The sequence below is a fragment of the Agrobacterium sp. 5Ca39 genome (assembly GCF_055382365.1).
On record NZ_AP026436.1, the window covers coordinates 1,180,346 to 1,201,867 of the forward strand.

The window sequence follows — 21,522 nt, forward strand, 5'->3', positions numbered from 1 at the left end:
CCTCACACGTCACGGGACAGAACGGCGACACCTTCGCCGCGGACATGGCCAACAGTGGTGACGACAGCCTCGGTCGCCGCCTCGCCCATTGGCTTTTCCGCATTCGCGTCGAAGGTAGGAACCTTGGCACCGCTTTCAAGCGTCAGCGCCGCCAGAGCGAGGCCGAGCGGAAACTGCGCCTCAAGTCCATGGCCCGTGACACCGCCGAAACCGCGGATGGCAGCCTTCGGCAAGGTCTTTTCGAGAATGTGCTTCTCACGGGCCGTAACGCCGTCATAACCGCTGGCGCCGGAGAAGACGACGGTCGCGGCGCTGTCCGTTGCCGGGGCCAGCAGACGCTCCATGCGCTTTTCCATTTTGCCGTCGTCGCGGCTGCCGCGATCACCTTCGATGGCGTCGATGCGGGCATAGATGCGCGCACCGCGCTCGCTGGCATGCTTGCGTGATTCCAGCACGAGGAAGGCTCCGAGCGAGCCGGAAACCATGCCGCCGCCTTCCTGGCCTTCGCGCGACCACAGGGGCTGCCATTCGCCCTGCGCATGCGCCCCGATGGCTTCGAACAGCAGGATCATGTCTGGACGTTCGGCAGAGAAGGCGCCGCCCACGAGAGCGTGGCTCGATTCGCCCGAACGAATGCGATGGAACGCGGTTTCGACGGCGGAAATGCCGGCCGCTTCTTCGCCCATGAAGGTCCGGGAAGAGCCGGTGACCTTGTGCACGATGGAGATATTGCCGGCCATCAGGTTGGAAAGCTGGGCGAGAAACAGCGTCGGGCGCAGTTCCGTCGTCAGCTTTTCGTTCAGCAGCTTTTCGCGGTCGTTGCGCTTCAAAGCCTCGTCAACGATCAGCGTATCGACATTGATGTCGCGCTCGCCGCCGCCGGCAGCAACGATCATATCCATGGTGGCGCAGGCTTCGACATTTTCCTTCAAGCCGGCATCATCAAGTGCAAGACCGGCGGCAAAAACGCCGAGACGCTGCCAGTTTTCCATCTGGCGCTGGTCGCCGCGCTTGGCGATCTGTGCCGACCAGTCGATCTCGGGCATGGGATGAACCGGATATGGCTTGAATTTTTCCGTCTCGACAATCGTCGCCGGCGCGACGGTTCCCGAAAGAAGCGCCACATGCGCCTGGCTGCCGACGCCGTGACAGGTCACGATGCCGACCCCTGTTATCACCACATCATTGTCAGATTTCATCGTCTGTCATCCTTTGCAGCCGGCCCCGCCGAAACGGTCACGGCTATCCAACAGCGGTTGCGAACAACCACTTCATGCGTTGCGGAATAAAGCGCGCGGTGCGGATTGGCAATGGCGAAGACCCGATCCACCGTCGCGAGCCCACGATTTTCGTGCATCAAAACCGGGCCGACAGGAAAAACTGTCTTCTCCGAAACGAATGAAAAAGCTTATTTCCGTGCATCGGCGGCAATCGCCGCCATCAGGCCGACTTCTTCCGCCCGCTTCTTGACGATAGGCCCAAGCGGGATCTCGCTGAAGGGCATGGTGCGCAGTTTCAGCTGCGCGTCGCAGACCTTCTTGCCATCGGAGGTGATCTTTGCCTTGGTAACCGCAAAGCCCGAACCGTCATGCTCAAGCACTGCCTCGATGTCGAGAACAGCACCCGGCTCCACGAAAGTCCGCATCTTGGCGCCATCGACCGACATCAGGAACGGCATGGACGCGAAATCGGAAAATGCGAGAACCAGCATGCCGGAGGCCTGCGCCATTGTCTCGATCAGAAGCACACCCGGAACCAGCGGCATGCCGGGGAAATGGCCTTCGAAAACAGGGCTTTTATCGGGAACAACGGACCGCGCCTTCAACGTGCGCGCCGTCATGTCCACGGCCTCGACCTTGTCGATCATCTGGAAATATTCAAGCAGCATCCGTCCGGCCCGTCTCTGGTCGGTTAGTCATGGTTTGCCCGCAGGCGGCATCAAAAGAAAATGCCCGCCGGAAGCGGGCACCGTCATGTCAGCCCTTGGCCGCGCGCAATTCGTCAATCTTGGCGCAAAGGTTCTTCAGCACGAAGTATTCTTCCGTGGAAACCTTGCCTTCATTGACTTCCTGCGTCCACTGCTCGAGCGGAATCTTGATGCCGAATTCCTTGTCGATCGCGAAAACGATATCAAGAAAGTCGAGGCTGTCGATGCCCAGATCGTCGATCGTGTGGCTCTCCGGCGTAATGGTTTCGCGGTCGATTTCGCTGGTTTCGGCGATAATGTCGGCAACCTTGTCGAATGTAGCTGTCACGCCCATAATCCTTATTGTCGTTCGTATGAATTATTCTTTCTGACGCACCACATAGGCAAGTCGCACAAAAAAGCCAATGGTTTCGTGACGTAACTTTGAAATTTGCCCCAAAACTGTTGCCTAAACAGCAACCGAATGACGGCCGCGCCCATTGCCGAGATAGGTATCGAAGATTGCCGCGATATTACGTACAAACGGCCTTCCCACCTCCGTCACGGCAAAAATATCGGCATCCAGCCGCACCAGACCGTCCATGTCGCCTGCGGCAAACTGCTGCGCCTGGTCCCTCACGGAATGGCTCACCTTACCGAAACGGTGCTGCAAGTCCGAAAGATCGATAGAGAAATCGCACATCAACCTTTCGATCACATGCGAGCGCAGATGATCGTCCTGCGACAACTCAATGCCCTTCACAGCGGCAAGACCGCCCTCACGCACCATGCGCTGATATTCACCGGTTGCCACAATGTTCTGCACATAGCCCTGCGGCAGCCGGCCGATGGATGATGCGCCAAGCCCGATCAGCGCATCGGCAGTATCGGTCGTGTAGCCCTGAAAATTGCGGCGCAGGGCACCCGCCTGGGCGGCCTGGGATAATGTGTCGGTCGCCCGGGCAAAATGATCGATCCCGATCTGGCTGTATCCGGCCTGCCTCAGCATCTCCCCCGCCATCGTCATCTGGCGGTAGCGTTCGGTAACATCGGGCAGCGCATGTTCGGGGATCAGCGACTGGTGTTTTTTCATCCAGGGAACATGGGCATAGCCAAAAAGCGCGATGCGATCAGGGTCAAGCGATACGATCTGATCGACCGTTGTTTTCAGTGTCTCGCATGTCTGGAACGGCAGCCCATAAAGAATGTCGCAATTGACTGAGTGAACGCCCCTCGCCCGCACGGCGTCCACCACGGATTTCGTCTGCTCGAAAGACTGGATGCGGTTGATGGTTTTTTGCACTTTGTCATCAAAATCCTGCACCCCGAGGCTCGCCCGCGACATGCCGATGGCGGCAAGCGCGTCATAGCGGCTGTCGTCCAGATCGTTGGGATCCATCTCAACGCTGATTTCTGGTGCCAGCCCGAAAGTGAAGTGACGCCGCAGACAGTCCATCAGGTCCTGCATGTCCTGCGGGTCAAGCATGGTCGGCGAGCCGCCGCCGAAATGCACGGCACTCACCACGGCGTCAGGCGAAACAAGTGCGCCGACCGCAGCAATTTCCTGCTTAAGTGCTTCAAGATAAATAGCAATCGGCTCGTATTTCAGCGTGTGCTTGGTATGGCAGGCACAGAACCAGCAAAGCCGGTCGCAATAGGGAATATGCACGTAAAGCGACAGGCGATTCCTGTGACCGAGTGCGCCGAGCCAGCCGCGATAGGTCGTATTATCGATTCCCTCGTGGAAATGCGGCGCGGTCGGATAGCTCGTGTAACGCGGCACTGCCCCGGAATATTTGTGAAGAAGGTCGATATTCATCACCCGATTTGCCTTTTATCAAGAAAATGTCGATTTCCCCTCTTTCAGTAGCGGCTGCGACAGTTTGCAACTTTGACTTCAATCAAATTGAGCCATAAGTTCTTGCTAAAGTAGACGCGGGGACGACGGCTACAGCGCACACGCCTTTAAAGAGACCGGATTTGATATCCAGGGTCGCAATCGTCCCGCAAAGCCAGCATTGGAAAAGGCTTATGGACACGCTGCAGAAGACCATCCACAATTCGGAAGAGCCGGTTGTTTGCCGCTCCTGCGAGGCGCGTCACGGCGGTCTTTGCAGCACGCTGACACCGCAGCAGCTTTGCGATCTGAACCGCCATTCCAGCCGCAAAAAGCTGGAGGCGGGCAATGAGCTTCTCGGCCAGGGCGAGCTCGTCACCTCCTACGGCAATATCCTGAATGGCGTGGTAAAGCTGTCGAAAATGATGTCGGATGGCCGCCAGCAGATCGTCGGCCTGCAATTCGCACCGGATTTTCTCGGCCGTCCGTTCATGGCGGAAAGCAAGATGACGGCGGAAGCTGCAACCGATGTGGAAATATGCCTCTTTCCGCGCCGCGTCGTCGACCGCATGGTCTCCGAAGTGCCTGATATGGAACGCAAGCTGCACAGCCAGTCACTCAAGGAACTGGACGAGGCACGTGACTGGATGCTGACACTGGGGCGCAAATCGGCGCAGGAAAAGGTTGCCAGCTTCCTTTATATGATCGCCACCCATATCGATCCGGAAAACGACGACAAGTCATGCTTCGACCTGCCGCTCTCGCGTGCCGACATTGCCGATTTCCTCGGTCTCACCATCGAGACCGTTAGCCGGCAAATGACAAAGCTGCGAAAGGAAGGCATTATCCGCATCGAGAACAACCGTCACATCACCGTGCCCGATCTCGATGCGCTGAGTGAAGCGGCAGGCAACGACTGACAGCCGCCCCCCCCTCGATCATCGCCCCTGAAGTGCGGACGTTCCGAAATTGATGTGCGGCGCCCGCGCCTGAGCTGGTGCGAGCGCAAAACCGGCAAGGACCAGCAAAGCGGCGATGCATTTCATGATATTTCACCCTGTGCGCCGCTTTTTCAGCGGCCTGTTTGTTATGGCTGCACCATAAGCTGCAAACCGCATCCATCCGCTTAACATCTTCGGTAAGCGGAAGGTTCAAATGCAGGGTAAAGAAGGAGTTATGATTGCCGGGCCGACAGGACCTTCAGCCGTGATTGTCGCTGTAGGATGTTCGGCATCCCCGCTTGTTTCTTCTCCCCGGCGGGGAGAAGGTGGCCCGACGGGCCGGATGAAGGGGCAAACGCGGAGATATGCGGAGAGCTTGCCCCTCATCCCGCTGCCGCGGACTTCCCCCTATGTGAGAAGAAACAAGTGACATGCACTCGCCCAGCTCGTCACTGCGATGCAGGCGTCGCAACCGGCTTCTGATTTTCTGCCAGCGCCCGCAGCTCGGCCACCCGGCGCTTGTATTCGGCTTCCGATATCTGGCCGTTGCGCCGTGCCGCGCCGAGGCGAGACAGGCTCGATTCCATGGTTGAGGCTTCGTCGTCGCCCATCTGCGTGCCAGCGGCCGTCAGCGGCTGCGAGAACGTCGGATAGGTCCCGGTGTCGCGCTTCTGGCTTACCGCGGTGTCGCTGACCGGACGGGGTCCGACGATTTCAGCCGTCGGACGGCGCATATGGGCGGGCGCGACAATCGGCTCGGGGGCCTTGCAGGCGGCAAGCGTGGTGACGAGCATGGCGCCGGAGAGCGAGAGGAACGCTATTCTTGCGGCGCTTCCCGCATATGTTCCCCATGTGCCGCATTTGCCCATGTGCTTGCCCATCGTCATGTTCCGCCTGTAAGGATATCTGCCGATATCGAATTCGACCGCGGTTCGGCCCTTTGCGGCCTCCCCTTGCTGGTGGAACTTGTATTCGTTTTCATGCAGAATGTGCAAACACAAATTTGGTGGAGGATGGTGCATGGCAGGTGTTGACGGCGGGGGCACGAAAAAGGGTGACAAAACGCCCGGCTTCGACGCCAGTTCCGCCGAGGCCTACCTGATCCGCGACCCCGAAACCTTCGCGATCAACATCGCACGCGCACTCGAAAACCTCGGCAAGGCTGCCGGTGAATGGCTGGCGCCACGCGAACGCGGCGAAATTCCGCAGACGAGCGCCGATCCCGTGACCGATCTGGTCAAGACGCTCTCCGATGTCGCCGAATATTGGATGGCCGAGCCGAAGCGGTCACTGGAAGCGCAGACCCATCTGCTGTCGAGCTATTACGATCTGTGGTCGAAATCGGTGGCGCAATTTTCCGGAGCCTCCGATTCGACCTCGGAGAAAACGGCCGAAAGCGGCCCCGCACAGCGCAGAAGCAAACGTTTTGCCGATGCCGACTGGCAGGCCAACCCGTTCTTCGATTTTCTTCTCAAGGCCTATCAGACGACCGTCGGTTTTGCAGACAGGATGGTGACGGAGGCGGAGGGGCTGGATGAGCACACCCGCACCAAGGCGCTGTTTTACATGCGGCAGGTGACAGAGGCGCTTTCTCCGGCCAATTTCGTCTTCACCAATCCGCAGGTCTTCCGCGAGACGGTAGCCTCCAGCGGCGCCAATCTCGTCAAGGGCATGGCGCAGCTGGCGGAGGATGTCGCGGCCGGAAACGGCCATCTGAAGCTTCGCCAGACCGATTACAGCAAATTCGTCATTGGTCAGAACATTGCCGTCACGCCAGGCAAGGTCGTTGCGAAAAGCGCGCTTTGCGAAATCATCCATTACGAGCCGACGACGGAAAAGGTCTTCAAACGGCCGCTGCTGATCGTGCCGCCCTGGATCAACAAATTCTACATTCTCGATCTCAACCCGCAGAAATCCTTCGTCGGCTGGTGCCTCGAACAGGGCCACAGCGTCTTCATGGTATCCTGGATCAACCCGGATGCCGGTCTGGCCGAAAAAGGCTGGGACGATTACATCAGCGAAGGCATCGACTTTGCGCTTGATACCATCGAGGAACGGACTGGCGAAAAGGAGATCAACGCCGTCGGTTATTGTGTCGGCGGCACGCTTTTGGCCTCGGCGCTGGCGCTGCATGCGCAGCAGGACAATGAGCGCATCCGCAGCGCCACGCTGCTCGCCGCCCAGACCGATTTCATCCATGCCGGAGAGCTCAAGGTCTTCGTGGACGAAGGTCAGCTGGCCGCGCTCGACAGACACATGCAGGCCGTCGGTTATCTTGACGGTTCGATCATGGCCACCGTCTTCAACATGCTGCGCGCCTCCGATCTTATCTGGCCCTATGTGGTCGATAATTACCTGCGCGGCACCGAACCCCTGCCATTCGACCTGCTCTACTGGAACTCCGATTCCACCCGGGTGACGGCCGCCAGCCACTCGTTCTATCTGCGCAACTGTTACCTCGAGAACAATCTCGCCCGCGGTCTGATGCGCGTTGCCGGCAAGCGCATCAATCTCGGCGATATCAACATACCCGTCTACGATCTCGCCACCCGCGATGACCATATCGCACCCGCGAAATCGGTGTTCACGGGTGCTGCCCTGTTTGGCGGGCCGGTGGAATTCGTGCTCGGCGCTTCCGGCCACATTGCCGGCGTCGTGAACCCGCCGCAGCTCGAGAAGTATCAGTATTGGACGGGGCCATCACCAGCCGGAGACTTCGACACCTGGCAGGCCGCCGCCACACCTCACAAGGGTTCGTGGTGGGTGCACTGGCAGAACTGGATCGAAAGCCAGAACGCCGAGAAGGTAAAGGCGCGGAAACCGGAAGACGGCAAGCGCCCGGTGCTCGGCGATGCGCCGGGAACCTATGTTCTTTTGTAGAATATCTGTGAAAAAGATGACCAGTACACGGCAGAAAGGCCTCTTCCACAGGCGTTCCCCGTCACCCTCATCCCTGTGCTTGTCACAGGAATCCAGTAGGCGCCGGTCTACGCGGCGAAAGACTTGCTTCAGCCCAAGGACTTGGGCTGGCTGGTTCTCTGTGACAAGCACAGGGATGAGAGATAAAAAGACCCTGCAAACACACAAGCTTACCTCAAGGCATCATGTTCTTCACGCCCCCGCTCGTTCCCGCAACGCTGATCTCCCGATATAAACGTTTCCTCTTCGACGCAGTTCTGGAAGACGGCACGGCGATCACCGGGTCCTGCCCCAACACCGGCTCCATGCGTGGGCTCACGACGCCGGGTTCCCGCATCTGGCTGTCGCAGCATGACAGCCCCACCCGTAAATACCGTCATATGCTGGAAATGGTCGAGGCCGATGGCACCGTCGTCGGCATCAATACCGGCATGCCGAACCGGCTGGCGGAAAAGGCGATCCTGAACGGCCGTATCCCGGAACTCGCCGGCTATTCGATAATACGCCGAGAACAGAAATACGGGCGCAATTCCCGCATCGATTTCCTGCTATCCGAACCCGGTCGGCCGGACGCCTATTTGGAAGTCAAGAACGTGCATTTCATGCGCGAGAAGGGCCTTGCAGAATTCCCCGATACCGCCACCAAACGCGGCGCAAAGCATCTCGAGGAACTGGGCGATGCAGCGGAAGCCGGTCACCGGGCGGTGATGCTTTATCTCATCCAGCGCGGCGATTGCGATCGGATGCGCATCTGCGACGATCTCGATCCGGTATATGCGCTGGCTTTCCAACGGGCAATGGCGCGGGGCGTGGAGGCCTATGCCGTGAAATGCGCGGTCACCCCGGCACAAATTTCAGTCAACGGAACGGTTAAGATGGACGAGTGGCGTCCGGCTGTTTTATGAACAGGGACGTAAAGAGACAGAAAGCACTATGATGGTCACCTATATCGACGCCGCCTCCGCCCCCCTCAAGAATACAGGCGTCATCCGCCTCTACACCCCTGAGGATTTCGACGGCATGCGCAAGGCGTGCCAGCTGACGGCGCGTTGTCTCGATGAACTCGCCGCAATCGTCAAGCCGGGTGTGACAACGGACGCCATTGACCGTTTCGTCTTCGAATTCGGCGCCGATCACGGCGCGCTGCCGGCAACGCTCAATTATCGTGGTTATACCAAATCCGTCTGCACTTCGATCAACCATGTGGTCTGCCACGGCATTCCCGATGAGAAGCCGCTGCGGGAAGGCGATATCGTCAACATCGATGTTACCTATGTGCTCGATGGCTGGCATGGCGATTCAAGCCGCATGTATCCGGTCGGCCAGATCAAGCGCGCTGCCGAGCGGCTGATGGAAGTGACCTATGAATGCCTGCTGCGTGGTATCGCGGCTGTAAAGCCCGGTGTGCGCACCGGCGCGATCGGCGCGGCGATCCAGACCTATGCGGAAGCCGAACGTTGCTCGGTGGTGCGCGATTTCTGCGGGCACGGCGTTGGGCGGCTGTTCCACGATACGCCAAACATCCTGCATTACGGCCGTCCGGACGAAGGTCCGGAAATCCGGGAAGGCATGATCTTCACCATCGAGCCCATGATCAATCTAGGCAAACCGCATGTGAAAGTGCTTTCCGACGGCTGGACGGCGGTGACGCGCGACCGTTCGCTGTCCGCCCAATATGAACACGCCGTTGGCGTCACGGCCACCGGCTGCGAAATCTTCACGCTGTCGCCCGGCGGCTTCGACCGTCCGGGCCTGCCGCCGCTTACCCCTTCATAAGGCCAGACCGCCCATGGCAAGACGCCCCGCCCCGCCTCCCGCCGAGCTTTCCACGACGTCCGGCTTTCAGGCGGGCGAAGGCGATCTCTTCGAAGGGGCGGACGAGCGCGGTTTTTTCGCCGAGCCGCGAAATGCGGTGAAGAAGCCGGTGCCTGTCATCGAGCCGCCGGTGGATGCCGCCCATTATCATGGTCACCGGGACCGGCTGCGGGCGCGGTATCGCGATGGCGGCGACGCGGCGCTTGCCGATTATGAGTTGCTGGAGCTTTTACTGTTCCGGCTGATACCGCGGCGCGACACAAAGCCTATCGCCAAGGCGCTCCTTGCCCGTTTCGGCACGCTGGGCGGTGTACTCGGCGCACCTCTGCCGCTGTTGCAGGAGGTGAAGGGCGTGGGCGAAGCCGTGGCGTTCGACCTGAAACTCGTCGCCTCCGTTTCCCAGCGCATGCTGAAAAGCGAAATCCGCAACAAGCAGGTTCTGAGTTCCTGGTCCTCGGTCATCGATTATTGCCACGCCGCCATGGCCCATGAAACGCGCGAACAGTTCCGCATCCTGTTCCTCGATAAGCGCAATGTCCTCATCGCCGACGAAGTGCAGGGGCACGGGACCGTGGACCATACACCGGTCTATCCCCGCGAAGTGGTGCGCCGCGCTCTCGAACTATCCGCTACAGCCTTGATTTTGATCCATAATCACCCGAGCGGCGACCCGACACCTTCGCGTGCTGATATCGAGATGACCAAGACCATCATCGATACGGCAAAGCCGCTCGGTATCGCCGTCCACGACCATATCATCATCGGCAAGGATGGCCACGCCAGCTTCAAGGGCCTGCGCCTGATCTGAAGCAGACGCGAAGGTTTACACAGGCCTGCAACCCATAAGCGCACGTCAACACAAAATTAACACCTATAAATTAGCATTTCCGAAAATAATAAATCAAGGCATCGAACCTTGGTGCCTTAAGGAACGGGGGTGCTTTATGCGTAATGCAGTGCGTTTCCTTCGCGATCGGTCCGGCTCGAACGCTGTCGAGTTCGCCATTGTCGCGCCAATCTTCTTTCTCGTCCTCCTGACCATGATTGCCTACGGCATTTATCTGATGGCGGCCTATTCGGTGCAGCAGATCGCCGCCGACGCGGCAAGAACGGCGGTCGCCGGCCTTAACACAACCGAGCGCCAGCAGCTCGCCCGAGATTTCGTCGCCAAGAGCGATCTCGGCTACGCCTTCCTGGATAAAAGACACTTCACGGTCGACGTCGCCACTGATCCCGCCAATGCCAACCAGTTCACGGTGAAAGTCGAATATGACGCCCGTGATCTGCCGATCTGGAGCCTCTACAGCTACACCCTGCCCGAGCCGGTCATCCGGCGTTTTTCCACCATCCGGATCGGAGGAGCATGACATGAGGACCATCCATTCCCTGCTCTCCGGTTTCCTGAGGGATCGCGCCGGCAACATCGCCATCTCCGCCGGCCTGACGGCGCCGCTTTTTATCGGCATCCTGGCGATTGGCGTCGATTACGGTTATCTGACCCTGCAGAAGCGGCAACTGCAGCAGACCGCCGATCTCGCGGCCATTTCGGCAGCAGCCAACGTCACCGACGCCGAAAAGACGGTGCAGCAATATTTTGCCCTCAACGGCCTGGACCTCGGCGTCAGGACGGCGCAGGGGCTGCTAACGCCAACCGGGCTGCAGCCTTTCGATCCCCGGAATGAGTTTGCCAAAACCCACGGCTACGCCGAGGTTGTCAAAGGCCATTACGAACCGGATGCCAGCCTCCCGGTCGGACAGCGGTTCGTCGAAAATGCCCAGCCGACCAATGCGGTGAAAGTAAACATCTTCGAAAAGGGCCAGATATTCTTCGCTTCGGCCTTTACAACGCCGCCAAGGATTTCGGCCGCCGGAACCGCCTCGTCTCAGAAAGTCGCCGCGTTTTCGGTGGGATCGCGGCTTGCCAGCCTCAATGACGGGCTCCTGAACAGCCTGCTCGGCGGTCTGCTCGGCACCACGGTCTCGCTCAAGCTCATGGACTATCAGGCCCTCGTCGATGCCGATGTCAACGCGCTGCATGTCGTCGAAGCTCTCGCGATCGATCTTGGCCTCACCGCCGGCACCTACAAGGACGTGCTGCAGACTGAGATTACCTACGGCAAGTTCCTGAACGCGCTGACGAAAACGACGGGCCTGCAGCCAGCCGTCGTCACCGTTCTGAAGACATTGGAAAAAACCGCCGGCAAGAGCAACATCAAGCTCAAGCTAGAAGAAATCGTCAATCTCGGCCCCTTCACCGAAAAGCTCATTGGCAGCGGGGAAAATCTCAAGGTCAATGCCAGCGTCTTCGACCTTCTCAATGCCGCAGCCGTTGCCGGTAATGGCGGCAACCAGCTGGCGCTTGATCTCGGCGCTAATGTTCTCGGCCTCGCCTCGGCCAAGGTGACACTCGCCATCGGTCAGCCGCCGGTCGAAACGCCTTCGCTCGCCGTTGGCGGCCAGGGCACCGTGGTCCGTACCGCCCAGACCCGCCTTGCGGTCAATGTCGTGGTGGATGGGCTCCAGGCAATCGCCGGCCTCAAGGTCAATGTCCCGCTTTATGTGGAAGTCGCCCACGCGGAAGCCCGGCTTGCGGACATTCGCTGCACGGGCGGCGGACAGGGAACCGTTGATGTCGAAGTTGTTCCCGGCGTTGCAGAAATTGCACTTGGCAATGTCGATACCACGGCCTTCGCCAATTTCGGACGGGACCCGCGCGTGACAAAGGCGGCAATCGTGGATTCTGCCCTGCTTGCCGTCAACGGCAGCGCCCTCATCAACGCCACCAACATGACGAAGACCAAGCTGACCTTCACGCAGCTGGATATTGCCCAGGGCAAGATCAAGAGCGTCTCCACGAAGGATACCGTCACGACGCTCGTCAGCTCGTTGCTGAAGAACCTTGATCTCGACATCAGGATTCTCTTCCTCAACCTTGGCGGCCTCGGCGTCATCCAGACGGCGCTCGCCAACACGCTGTCCCTCGTCACCGCACCGGTTGATACGCTGCTTTACAACACGCTTCTGGTTCTCGGCGTCAAGATCGGCGAAGCCGATGTTCGTGTTACCGATGTCCGCTGCCAGCAGCCGGCTCTGGTACAGTAAGCCTATAGCCACAGATAAAAATAGCCGCCGGAAATCCGGCGGCTTTATCATTACCAGAGGCTGAAGCGTCCGCGAGCGGGAGCCTCACACTGCCGAAGCCGGACCAGATCTTCAGTCCGGCACGATCAGACCTCGCGCAAGCGCAGAGAGACTTTCAGCTCTTCCATCAAGCGCTGGCGATTGCCAGGCGCTTCTCGTCGCGCCCGCTTTTCATGCGCTCTGACAGCAGGAACGCCAGTTCCAGTGCCTGATCGGCATTGAGGCGCGGGTCGCAATGGGTGTGGTAACGGTCGGACAGCGAATCCGCCGTCACGGCGCGCGCGCCACCCGTGCACTCCGTCACGTCCTTGCCGGTCATCTCGATATGGATGCCGCCCGGATGCGTGCCTTCGGCGCGGTGGATCTGGAAGAAGCTTTCGACCTCCGACAGGATACGCTCGAACGGGCGCGTCTTGTAGTGGTTGAGCGTGATCGTGTTGCCATGCATCGGATCGCAGGACCAGACGACCTTGCGGCCTTCCTTCTCGACAGCACGGATGAGCTTCGGCAGGCTGTCCGCCACCTTGTCATGGCCGAAACGGCAAATCAGCGTCAGACGGCCGGCCTCGTTTGCCGGGTTCAGCGCGTCGATCAGCTCGATCAGATTGTCGGGCGTCAGCGACGGACCACATTTCAGGCCGATCGGGTTCTTGATGCCGCGGAAATATTCCACATGCGCATGGTCGAGCTGACGCGTGCGGTCACCGATCCAGATCATGTGGCCCGACGTGGCGTACCAGTCACCAGAGGTGGAATCGATACGGGTCAAGGCTTCTTCGTAACCAAGCAGCAATGCCTCATGGCTGGTGAAGAAGTCGGTCTCGCGCAGGCTCGGATTGCTGTCCGCGCTGATGCCGATGGCCTTCATGAAGTCCATGGTTTCGGAGATTCGGTCGGCCAGCTTGCGGTAACGGTCGGCCTGCGGGCTGTCCTTGATGAAGCCGAGCATCCACTGGTGAACGTTTTCGAGGTTGGCATAACCGCCCATTGCGAAAGCGCGCAGCAGGTTCAGCGTCGCCGCCGACTGGCGATAGGCGTCGAGCTGACGCTCCGGGTTCGGAATGCGCGAGGCTTCGTTGAATTCGATGCCGTTGATGATGTCACCGCGGTAGGACGGCAGGGAAACACCATCCTGCACTTCCACGTTGGAAGAGCGCGGCTTGGCGAACTGGCCGGCAATGCGTCCCACCTTTACGACTGGCAGCTGTGCGCCATAGGTCAGCACCACGGCCATCTGCAGGAAGGCACGGAAGAAGTCACGGATATTGTCCGCGCCGTGCTCGAGGAAGCTTTCGGCGCAATCGCCGCCCTGCAGCAGGAAGGCGTTGCCTTCCGCCACATTGGCAAGCTGCTTCTTCAGGCGGCGGGCCTCACCGGCAAATACCAGCGGCGGATAGGTTGCAAGCGTGGCTTCCGTTGCCGCAAGCGCTGCCGCATCAGGATATTCGGGAACCTGCTGGATCGGTTTCTGCCGCCAGCTGCCGGGGGTCCAATTCTGTGCCATGTTCTTACCCTTCTTTCGACCGCGCAAGCGCCGCGCGACCGCCTCGGAAATTTGAGCGGCTTATAGCTCCAAGCACAGGCTTTGCATAGACATCCGCGCGCCGCCCGCCCTCTTTCGGACCGTTTTGATCCGCCATGAAGGAGAAAAATGATTTCAAACGATTTAAATAGTTTCCGTGGATGGTTGCCCATCCCTCCGAAGTCACCGACTTCCGGGCTTGATGCAGAGATATCGGCGCAGGGAATGGGGCAGATGCAAGAGAAACACCACAAGCCGGTCCAGTGGCGAGCAAGGCCAGTTCTCCCATTCGGAAACACACCCGCCTCTTCCGTGGCGGATTTCCATGTGTCTAATCTTCTCCATAAGGAACATGGTTTCGGGTAACATGTCTGTCTCCTTTGTTGGAGACGAGTTAGGTTGCGCCCTGCAGCAAGCGTAGAGGCAGGACTGAAAGACCCGTTTCATATCTGAACGGAGAAGACAGGCCCTGATGCGGCTAAGATGCTGCCATGATGTGGAGAGGATGCCGTGACAGAAGTGGACTGGGACGAGTTGAGGCTTTTCGACATTGTCGCCACAGAGGGCGGTCTCGCCGGCGCGGCGGGTAAAGCCGGGCTCAGTGCGCCGACGATTGGCCGAAAGATGATGCTTCTTGAACGCAAAATGGGGCGAACGCTCTTTATTCGGAGTCAGAACGGATACCGGCTCGCACCGGACGGCCAGGTCCTGTTCGAGAAGGTAAGGTCCATGCGCAACAGCGCGGCGGAAATCACTCAATGGCATAGCGACGCTTTTTCGCTACCGATCGTTTCTCTGTCGAGTGACATCTGGATTGCCGGATTCATAGCCACCAATGCGGCGGCCATTCGCGGCCCGTCGGACGCTTTCCGCCTGTGCTGCAAGCAATGTGAGAATGACGACGAGTTGACCTACAGGCGCGGCATGATCGCGATCAGGCACGTCAGGCCAGCCGCCGGGAATTTCGCCGTCCGGAAATCGGTCGACGTTGCCTATTGCGCCTATCGCGCGCGCGACGGCTCAGGCAAGAATGTTGAGCAATGGATTTCGATCGGCACCGAGGTCGCGAAATCCGACGCCGAAAAATGGGTGTTCCGGCATCGGGAACCGCTGATCCACACCTGGACGAATGCCCCTGCCCTTTTGCCGAGCCTCATCCAGAGCGGGGCCGGAAAAGGCGTCCTGCCCTGCTTTATTGGTGATAACGTCCCCGGCCTCGTCCGCGACGGCGAGATCATCGACGAACTGTCCCATCCGCTCTGGATCATCGTCAACGACGACGACCGGCACGCCCCGGAAATGCGGCTCGCCATAGATCGCCTCGTCGCTCTCCTGAAGGGCAACGAGGCGTTATTCGATGGCAGCCGCCATTATCAGGCAGAGACGAGCTGGAAGCCGGAGCGGAAGATGAGCTAGACCCGCTCGCCGTTTACGACGCGATAGCTCGGCGAATACATTGTCACCAGTTCCTCTGCCGCCGTTGGGTGAACGGCCATGGTGCGGTCGAAGTCATCCTTCGTGCAGCCGGCTTTCAGCGTGATGCCGAGAAGCTGCGCCATCTCGCCGGCCTCATGGCCGAGGATATGCACGCCGACGACCTTGCGGTCAGCGGCATTGACGATCAGCTTCATGATCGTTTTCTCCTGACGGCCAGATAGCGTCGCCTTCATCGGACGGAACTGGGCGCGATAGACTTCCAGTTCCGGATATTTCTTGCCGGCTTCCTCTTCCGAAAGGCCGACAGTGCCGATTTCCGGCTGCGAGAATACCGCCGTCGCAATCAGCTCGTGATCCGGCTTGGTCGGGTTGTTCTTGTATTCCGTCTCGATGAAGCACATCGCCTCGTGGATCGCCACCGGCGTCAGTTGTACCCGGTCGGTGACGTCGCCAAGTGCGAAGATGCTGGGCACGTTCGTGCGCGAATAATCGTCAACGACGATCGCGCCGCGGGCGTCCACCTCCACACCGGCATTCTCGAGACCGAGCCCCTTGGTATTCGGATCGCGGCCAAGCGCCAGCATCACCAGGCCCACATGCAGCGAAGCGCCCTGCTTGGTGCGGGCCACGAAACCGCCGGCGCCATCCTTGCTGACTTCCTCGATGATGTCTTCCAGAATGATGCGGATGCCCTTGGCCTCCATCGCCTCATGCAGGCCCTTGCGCATATCCTGATCGAAGCGCGACAGAATTTCCTTGCCGCGATAGATCAATGTCGTTTCAACGCCGAGCCCGTGGAAGATATTGGCGAATTCCACCGCGATGTAACCGCCGCCGGCAATCAGGATCGATTTCGGCAGCTCCTCGAGATCGAAAGCCTCGTTGGACGAAATCGTCAACTCGTGGCCGGGCAGCGCCTTGTGTTCGTTCGGCGTGCCGCCGACAGCGATGACGATGCGCTCGGCGGTGAAGGTTTCGCCGGTTTTCGTCAGCTTGACGGTATGGGCATCCACGAGTTCCGCCCGGCTGTCGAAAATATCGGCCTTGGCGTTTTCCAGACCCTTACGGTAGAGCCCTTCGAGACGGGTGATTTCCTTGTCCTTCGCCGCGATCAGCTTTTTCCAGTCGAAGCTGCGCTCGCCGACGCTCCAGCCGAAACCTTCGGAATCCTCGAAATGCTCGGGGAACTGCGAGGCGTAGACGAACAGCTTCTTCGGCACGCAGCCGCGGATGACGCAGGTGCCGCCATAGCGGTATTCCTCGGCGATCGCCACGCGCTTGCCGAGCGAGGCAGCCACACGGCCGCTGCGCACGCCGCCGGAACCGCCACCGATGACGAAGAGATCGTAGTCATAAGCTGTCATAGTCAAAACCCCTGATCAAAACCGCCATCAGCCGCAAACGGGCAGCGGTGCATTCACGCCACATATAGGTGCTGCGGCGCACAAATGAAAAGCCCGGTCTTGCGGCCGGGCTTTGAATATTTCTGAACCTGGGAAAGCGCCTTATGGCTTGGCAGCCGGAGCGCCACCCGTGGCATTGTGATCCGCCGGAAGCGGCTTCAGATCAGCGCCTGCGACCTTCTGCAGTTCGGTCATGCTGGCAGCGTTGAGATCGCGGTTGATACCGGCGGCCCAGATATCGGCAGCCTTCATCAGTTCGCGGGTCGCAATCGGGCCGTCCTTCAACAGCTTCTTGCCAGCTTCGCTGCTGTAGAAGGTGGAGATGGCGTTCAGTTCCTCGACCGAAAAAGCACGTGCATAGGTCAGCGCGGCCTCACGCTCGAGATCGGCGCGGCGCGGTGCAAGCTCAAGCGCCTTGGCGTCAACCGTCGCGGTGATCGCATCCTGAACATTCGGCGAAGCCTGAATAAGTTCTGCCTTCAGACGCTCGGCCAGTCCCGGCAGAATGTCGTCGAAACGGTCGGTAACGCCAAGAGAGGCGATCGCCTGCCGCGCGGCAGCAACATGCGCTTCGGAAATTTCCTGGGCGCGTGCGGCAGTACCGAACACGATGCCGGAAATGAGGATCGAAGCAGCGGCAGCTTTGCCCAGTCCCGCTAGTTTGATCATGAAAATCTCGCTCCTGTTATACTGCCTGCATCACACGGGCGCCTTCAGGGCCAGCGATGATGGCAAGCGATGCCAAATTTATGAAAAGTCCGTGCTCGACGACACCGGGAATCGTGTTCAGCTCGCGTGCTAGCGCTTCTGCATCAGGAATACGGCCAAAAGATGCGTCGAGAATAAGGTGTCCGCCATCCGTCATGAAGACGCCGTCACCGGAAGAGCGAAGCTTCAACTCACCTGACAGGCCGGACCGCGATGCCAGCTTTTCGATGGCGATGCGGGTCGCAACCTGGCCAAACGGATTGATCTCGATGGGCAGAGGAAAGGCGCCCAGCGTCTCCACAACCTTGCTCTGGTCGGCGATGACGATCACGCGTGCGGATGCCGCCGCGACGATCTTCTCGCGCAGCAGTGCACCGCCGCCGCCCTTAACGAGCCGCAACGCGTGGTCAACCTCATCCGCACCGTCAATGGTCAGATCCAGTTCCGGCAATTCATCGAGAGATTTCAGTGGCACGCCAAGCTCGACGCACAGACGCGCGGTGCGCTCGGATGTCGGCACGCCCTCGACCTTGAGGCCGGCGGCGACCTTCTCGGCCAGAAGCCGGACGAATTCCTCGGCCGTCGAACCCGTGCCGATACCGAGCCGCATCCCATCCTGTACATGGGACAATGCGGCCTCGGCGGCCTTGATCTTCATCTGGCGGGCATCCATGTGCCTGAAACTCCGGTAGCTTTGTCGTCGCCGTGCTGTTTACACGGGTCGAAAGCCAAACGAAAGCCTTTTTCAAGGCAACGAACAGAACGTTGTGATGCGGTTGCAAAGACAGGAGGCTTTGCCTAGGCTTGGCGCGAATGAAAGCATGAATAGCTCAGCCCCGCATTCTACAAGAGGCCGTTTCCGTGACATCCCGCCCGCTCGCCCCGCTCGCCATTTTCGATCTCGACGGTACTCTGGTCGATACCGCCGCTGATCTCGTCTCGAGCCTCAACCATACCATTGCCGCAGCCGGGCTTGCGCCCGTCACCTATGACGACCTGACGCATCTCGTCGGCCAGGGCGCACGGGTCATGATCAAGCGCGCCTTTGCACTGCGCGAAACGGAACTGCCGGAAGCCGAAATCGATCCGCTCTACGAACGCTTCATCACCCATTACCGCGCTGAAATGCCCGGCGAAAGCCGCCCCTACCCCGGCATCGTCAAAACGCTGGATGCGCTTTCGCAATCCGGCATCACGCTTGCCGTCTGCACCAACAAGACCGCAGTCCTCGCTGTACCGCTGCTCGATAAACTCGGCCTTACGCCGTATTTCGCGGCCATAACCTGTGGCGACACGTTCGAATTCCGCAAGCCGGACGCGCGCCATATCTTGGGGACCATCGAAAGGGCTGGCGGCGATATCAGGCGCACGGTCATGGTCGGCGACAGCATCAACGATATCCTCGCCGCGAAAAACGCCAACGTGCCCTCCATCGGCGTCACTTTCGGTTACACGGATGTACCGATGGCCGAGCTGAAGCCGGATGTAGTAATCGATAATTTTGATGCGCTGACACCGACATTGTTCGAGAAGCTGATTGCAAGGGGTGCGGCCGCGGCTTGAGAGACTGAGCGACAAACGCAAGGAAACGGCACTTTCGACATCAATGAGAGCTAAACGACTTCCCTGCCGTCCGTCATGCCGGACTTGATCCGGCATCCAGCCACGGCGCGTCTGCGCCGTGAAGGAGCCTTTGCAATCAAGGACTTGATCGCGCTGGACCCCGGATCAGGTCCGGGGTGACGGAGTACGGTGTGCCCGTTTACGCCCAACATCCCTGACAGGATCTGCAGCCGAACTATTCCAGAACCGATCCATAAAACAAAGAAAAGCGCCGTCTCCGGCGCTTTTCTTTTGAATAGGCCCCAATCAGATCGAGCTGGCCCTTGCCTTCGTCGTCACCGCAAAGGCCTTCTGCACGTAGCTGTCGCGATCATAGACATCATCGAAGAACTGGACCTTGCCGTCCTTATCCGGCCAGGCAGTGAAATAGGCCACATAAACCGGAATCTTTTCCGGCACCTGCACGGCGCGGTTCTTGCCTGACGCGATCTGCTCGCCAACCTTGTCAACGCTGGTGCCGAGAACGGCAGCCGCCATGCGGCGCGGGTCGACCAGGCGGATACAGCCGTGGCTCAGCGCCCGCATGTCGCGGTTGAAGAAGCTTTTGGCCGGCGTGTCATGCATGTAGATGGCATGTGCGTTGGGGAAGAGGATTTTCAGGTCGCCCAGCGCATTGTCGCTGCTCGGCGGCTGGCGCACGGAAACGGCGTTGGTCGAGCCATACCAGTTGACGCTGGAGGACGACACGGCGCGCCCGTTCACCTGCACTTCGTAACCCAGGCGATCGAGGTATGATGGGTCACGGCGCAGCTTCGGCAGCATTTCGTTGATGATGATCGACTGCGGTACGCCCCAATAGGGATTGAACTCGACGGTCTGAATCTCGTCCTGGAAGAAATAAGTCTGATTGGCCTTGGAGCCGACCACGACCTTCATGCCGAACTGTTCGACGCCATCATTGTGGTAATAGGCCATGAAGGCGGGCTGGTTGATGAAGACGTAACGCTGGCCGAGATCGGCCGGCAGCCAGCGGATCTGCTCCATGGCCACCTGCACCTTGGCGATCTTCGCGTCGTTGCTTTCGCCGACCATGGCGCGCACGGTCGCACGACCGATGACGCCATCCGCCTTCAGGCCATTTTCGCTCTGGAACGCCTTCACGAGATCGACGAGATCGGGCGTGTAATCCGGCGTCTGCTGGTAAGCGGAGATCGTTGCGGCATGTTCCGCCTTGAAGGCGGGAGAAGCCCGATGTTCGATAGCCTTGACGACACTCGCCATGTCAGCGCTGCTGTTGCCGGGCTTCAGCACCAGATCGGCGGGAACACGAACGACATGGGCGGCATCGCCCTCGCCACGCAGGCGGGCAAGCTCTGCCTTCAGCGCCTGATACTCGGCGCTGGAGGGCTCGCGGCTGCGCAGATAAGCGGCCACATCGGAGCTAAGGCCAGCAAGCTTCAGCACGGGAGCGAGGTTCACCGTCTTGCGCTTGAAATCATGGTAACCGGACAGCCGGTTCGGATCGACGCGGCCACGGGTCGTATCCTGCACATAGGCGAGAACCTTGGCGGACAGCGCCAGCTCGAACTGCATCTGCGCCCGCTGATAGGCATCGGAAACAGGCGCCGAAGCCGTCTCGACCGGTGTGCCGTTCGATGTGGTGCCGGCAACATTGCTGCTGATACTCGCAGTCACATCCTTGGCCGGTGCGGAAATGCTGTAGTCGGCGGGATCGAGACCGCTTTCGCCAACCGTCTCCAGGAAAGCGATGGCGGCGTTGGCGCGCTCGGTCAGTTCGCCACCGGATACCCACAACGTCTTGCCGCCAGCGCCGTAATAAGCCTCAAGCGCCTTGGCGATCTCGGGCGTGGCGCTGAACTTGAGATTGGCAAGGCCTTCGCCGAAATTCGCGGTGTTCACCGCCCGGGCTGTATCCGCCTTGTAATCATAATAGCGTGGGCCGGAAACGCGGGGCAAAGGCTCGGGATCGGAAGCATCAGCACTCTGACCGGCACCCGATCCGGAGCCGGATGGCGAGGTGACGATGCCGGCCGGCGGCAACTCGCCGCGATCCCGCGCGATCTTGCCGGGCCCGCCGCGCAGGAGGTCCATCAGGGTCACCGCACCGGCGCTGCCGGGAAGAGCGGTGGAAACGGAAAGACCGAGAGCCAGCACCAGTGCTGCCGATGATTTTCCAGATGTGACTTGCAATTTGATCCTCGTAGCACCCAGCACCACCGGGGAAAACGGCGGGCATTAGTTTCATGCCTGTCTAGCCGATCAACGGCCTGTTGAAAAGAAAACGCCCAAAGCTCAAAATCGTGCCGAAA

At 59.6% G+C, this 21,522-nt stretch carries 20 protein-coding genes; 9 read left to right on the top strand and 11 right to left on the bottom strand.

Annotated elements, in window-relative coordinates; genetic code table 11:
- Window positions 1–2 precede the first annotated feature (2 nt).
- The 5 genes from ACZ47E_RS05800 to hemN all read right to left on the bottom strand — a co-directional run bounded on the left by ACZ47E_RS05800 (window position 3) and on the right by hemN (window position 3,725).
- Entirely contained in the window at window positions 3–1,199 is a 1,197-nt protein-coding gene (locus ACZ47E_RS05800) for a beta-ketoacyl-ACP synthase (RefSeq protein ID WP_278066774.1), read from the bottom strand.
- Window positions 1,196–1,357 carry a hypothetical protein gene (locus ACZ47E_RS05805; RefSeq protein WP_006697406.1) on the bottom strand — a complete coding sequence of 54 codons (162 nt, stop codon included), beginning with the start codon at window positions 1,355–1,357 and terminating at the stop codon, window positions 1,196–1,198. The genes ACZ47E_RS05800 and ACZ47E_RS05805 overlap by 4 nt, the downstream gene beginning before the upstream one ends.
- A 51-nt stretch (window positions 1,358–1,408) precedes the next feature.
- Entirely contained in the window at window positions 1,409–1,888 is a 480-nt protein-coding gene (locus tag ACZ47E_RS05810; protein ID WP_004441960.1) for a 3-hydroxyacyl-ACP dehydratase FabZ family protein, read from the bottom strand.
- Between the two features lie 88 nt (window positions 1,889–1,976).
- Window positions 1,977–2,261, bottom strand: a complete 285-nt coding sequence (locus ACZ47E_RS05815; protein ID WP_003495848.1) for an acyl carrier protein — start codon at window positions 2,259–2,261, stop codon at window positions 1,977–1,979.
- Window positions 2,262–2,375: 114 nt separating this feature from the next.
- Window positions 2,376–3,725, bottom strand: coding sequence for an oxygen-independent coproporphyrinogen III oxidase (hemN, locus tag ACZ47E_RS05820; RefSeq protein ID WP_278066775.1), 1,350 nt, complete (start codon window positions 3,723–3,725; stop codon window positions 2,376–2,378).
- Between the two features lie 212 nt (window positions 3,726–3,937).
- Here hemN and fnrN point away from each other — a divergent pair, with 212 nt between their 5' ends.
- Complete coding sequence (gene fnrN / locus ACZ47E_RS05825) at window positions 3,938–4,663, top strand: transcriptional regulator FnrN (protein ID WP_004441967.1); 726 nt, start codon at window positions 3,938–3,940, stop codon at window positions 4,661–4,663.
- Between the two features lie 470 nt (window positions 4,664–5,133).
- Here fnrN and ACZ47E_RS05830 read toward each other — a convergent pair whose 3' ends face one another.
- Window positions 5,134–5,679, bottom strand: a complete 546-nt coding sequence (locus tag ACZ47E_RS05830; RefSeq protein WP_464016912.1) for a hypothetical protein — start codon at window positions 5,677–5,679, stop codon at window positions 5,134–5,136.
- A 25-nt stretch (window positions 5,680–5,704) separates the two neighbouring features.
- Between ACZ47E_RS05830 and ACZ47E_RS05835 the strand changes: the two genes are divergently transcribed.
- From ACZ47E_RS05835 to ACZ47E_RS05860, 6 genes are all read left to right on the top strand, one after another.
- Window positions 5,705–7,564, top strand: coding sequence for a PHA/PHB synthase family protein (locus ACZ47E_RS05835; RefSeq protein ID WP_278066777.1), 1,860 nt, complete (start codon window positions 5,705–5,707; stop codon window positions 7,562–7,564).
- Window positions 7,565–7,788: 224 nt separating this feature from the next.
- Window positions 7,789–8,508: a DNA/RNA nuclease SfsA gene (gene sfsA, locus ACZ47E_RS05840; RefSeq protein ID WP_278066778.1), complete on the top strand. Its 720-nt coding sequence runs from the start codon at window positions 7,789–7,791 to the stop codon at window positions 8,506–8,508.
- A gap of 31 nt (window positions 8,509–8,539) precedes the next feature.
- The gene (map, locus tag ACZ47E_RS05845; RefSeq protein WP_006697403.1) at window positions 8,540–9,379 is read left to right on the top strand and encodes a type I methionyl aminopeptidase; all 840 of its coding nucleotides are present in this window, start codon (window positions 8,540–8,542) and stop codon (window positions 9,377–9,379) included.
- A gap of 13 nt (window positions 9,380–9,392) precedes the next feature.
- The gene (gene radC / locus ACZ47E_RS05850; protein WP_278066779.1) at window positions 9,393–10,226 is read left to right on the top strand and encodes a RadC family protein; all 834 of its coding nucleotides are present in this window, start codon (window positions 9,393–9,395) and stop codon (window positions 10,224–10,226) included.
- Window positions 10,227–10,362: 136 nt separating this feature from the next.
- Window positions 10,363–10,785, top strand: coding sequence for a TadE/TadG family type IV pilus assembly protein (locus tag ACZ47E_RS05855; RefSeq protein WP_004441978.1), 423 nt, complete (start codon window positions 10,363–10,365; stop codon window positions 10,783–10,785).
- 1 nt (window position 10,786) lies between these two features.
- On the top strand, window positions 10,787–12,520 hold the full coding sequence (locus ACZ47E_RS05860) for a TadG family pilus assembly protein (RefSeq protein WP_034498925.1): 1,734 nt from the start codon (window positions 10,787–10,789) through the stop codon (window positions 12,518–12,520).
- A gap of 166 nt (window positions 12,521–12,686) precedes the next feature.
- Here ACZ47E_RS05860 and ACZ47E_RS05865 read toward each other — a convergent pair whose 3' ends face one another.
- Entirely contained in the window at window positions 12,687–14,063 is a 1,377-nt protein-coding gene (locus tag ACZ47E_RS05865; protein WP_022556211.1) for a class II 3-deoxy-7-phosphoheptulonate synthase, read from the bottom strand.
- A gap of 528 nt (window positions 14,064–14,591) precedes the next feature.
- On the opposite strand from ACZ47E_RS05865, the gene ACZ47E_RS05870 reads away from it, so the two are divergent.
- Complete coding sequence (locus ACZ47E_RS05870; RefSeq protein WP_278066780.1) at window positions 14,592–15,497, top strand: LysR family transcriptional regulator; 906 nt, start codon at window positions 14,592–14,594, stop codon at window positions 15,495–15,497.
- Here the strand turns inward: ACZ47E_RS05870 and gor are convergent.
- The 3 genes from gor to rpiA all read right to left on the bottom strand — a co-directional run bounded on the left by gor (window position 15,494) and on the right by rpiA (window position 18,302).
- Window positions 15,494–16,882: a glutathione-disulfide reductase gene (gene gor / locus ACZ47E_RS05875; protein ID WP_037093218.1), complete on the bottom strand. Its 1,389-nt coding sequence runs from the start codon at window positions 16,880–16,882 to the stop codon at window positions 15,494–15,496. The genes ACZ47E_RS05870 and gor overlap by 4 nt on opposite strands.
- A 141-nt stretch (window positions 16,883–17,023) precedes the next feature.
- Window positions 17,024–17,590 (bottom strand): DUF2059 domain-containing protein, encoded by a 567-nt coding sequence (locus tag ACZ47E_RS05880; protein ID WP_004441989.1) that lies wholly within the window; start codon window positions 17,588–17,590, stop codon window positions 17,024–17,026.
- A gap of 16 nt (window positions 17,591–17,606) precedes the next feature.
- On the bottom strand, window positions 17,607–18,302 hold the full coding sequence (rpiA, locus tag ACZ47E_RS05885; protein ID WP_006697397.1) for a ribose-5-phosphate isomerase RpiA: 696 nt from the start codon (window positions 18,300–18,302) through the stop codon (window positions 17,607–17,609).
- 188 nt (window positions 18,303–18,490) lie between these two features.
- Here rpiA and ACZ47E_RS05890 point away from each other — a divergent pair, with 188 nt between their 5' ends.
- On the top strand, window positions 18,491–19,192 hold the full coding sequence (locus ACZ47E_RS05890) for an HAD family hydrolase (RefSeq protein ID WP_278066782.1): 702 nt from the start codon (window positions 18,491–18,493) through the stop codon (window positions 19,190–19,192).
- Window positions 19,193–19,498: 306 nt separating this feature from the next.
- Here the strand turns inward: ACZ47E_RS05890 and ACZ47E_RS05895 are convergent, their stop codons facing one another.
- Window positions 19,499–21,403: a L,D-transpeptidase family protein gene (locus tag ACZ47E_RS05895; RefSeq protein WP_464016913.1), complete on the bottom strand. Its 1,905-nt coding sequence runs from the start codon at window positions 21,401–21,403 to the stop codon at window positions 19,499–19,501.
- Window positions 21,404–21,522 lie beyond the last annotated feature (119 nt).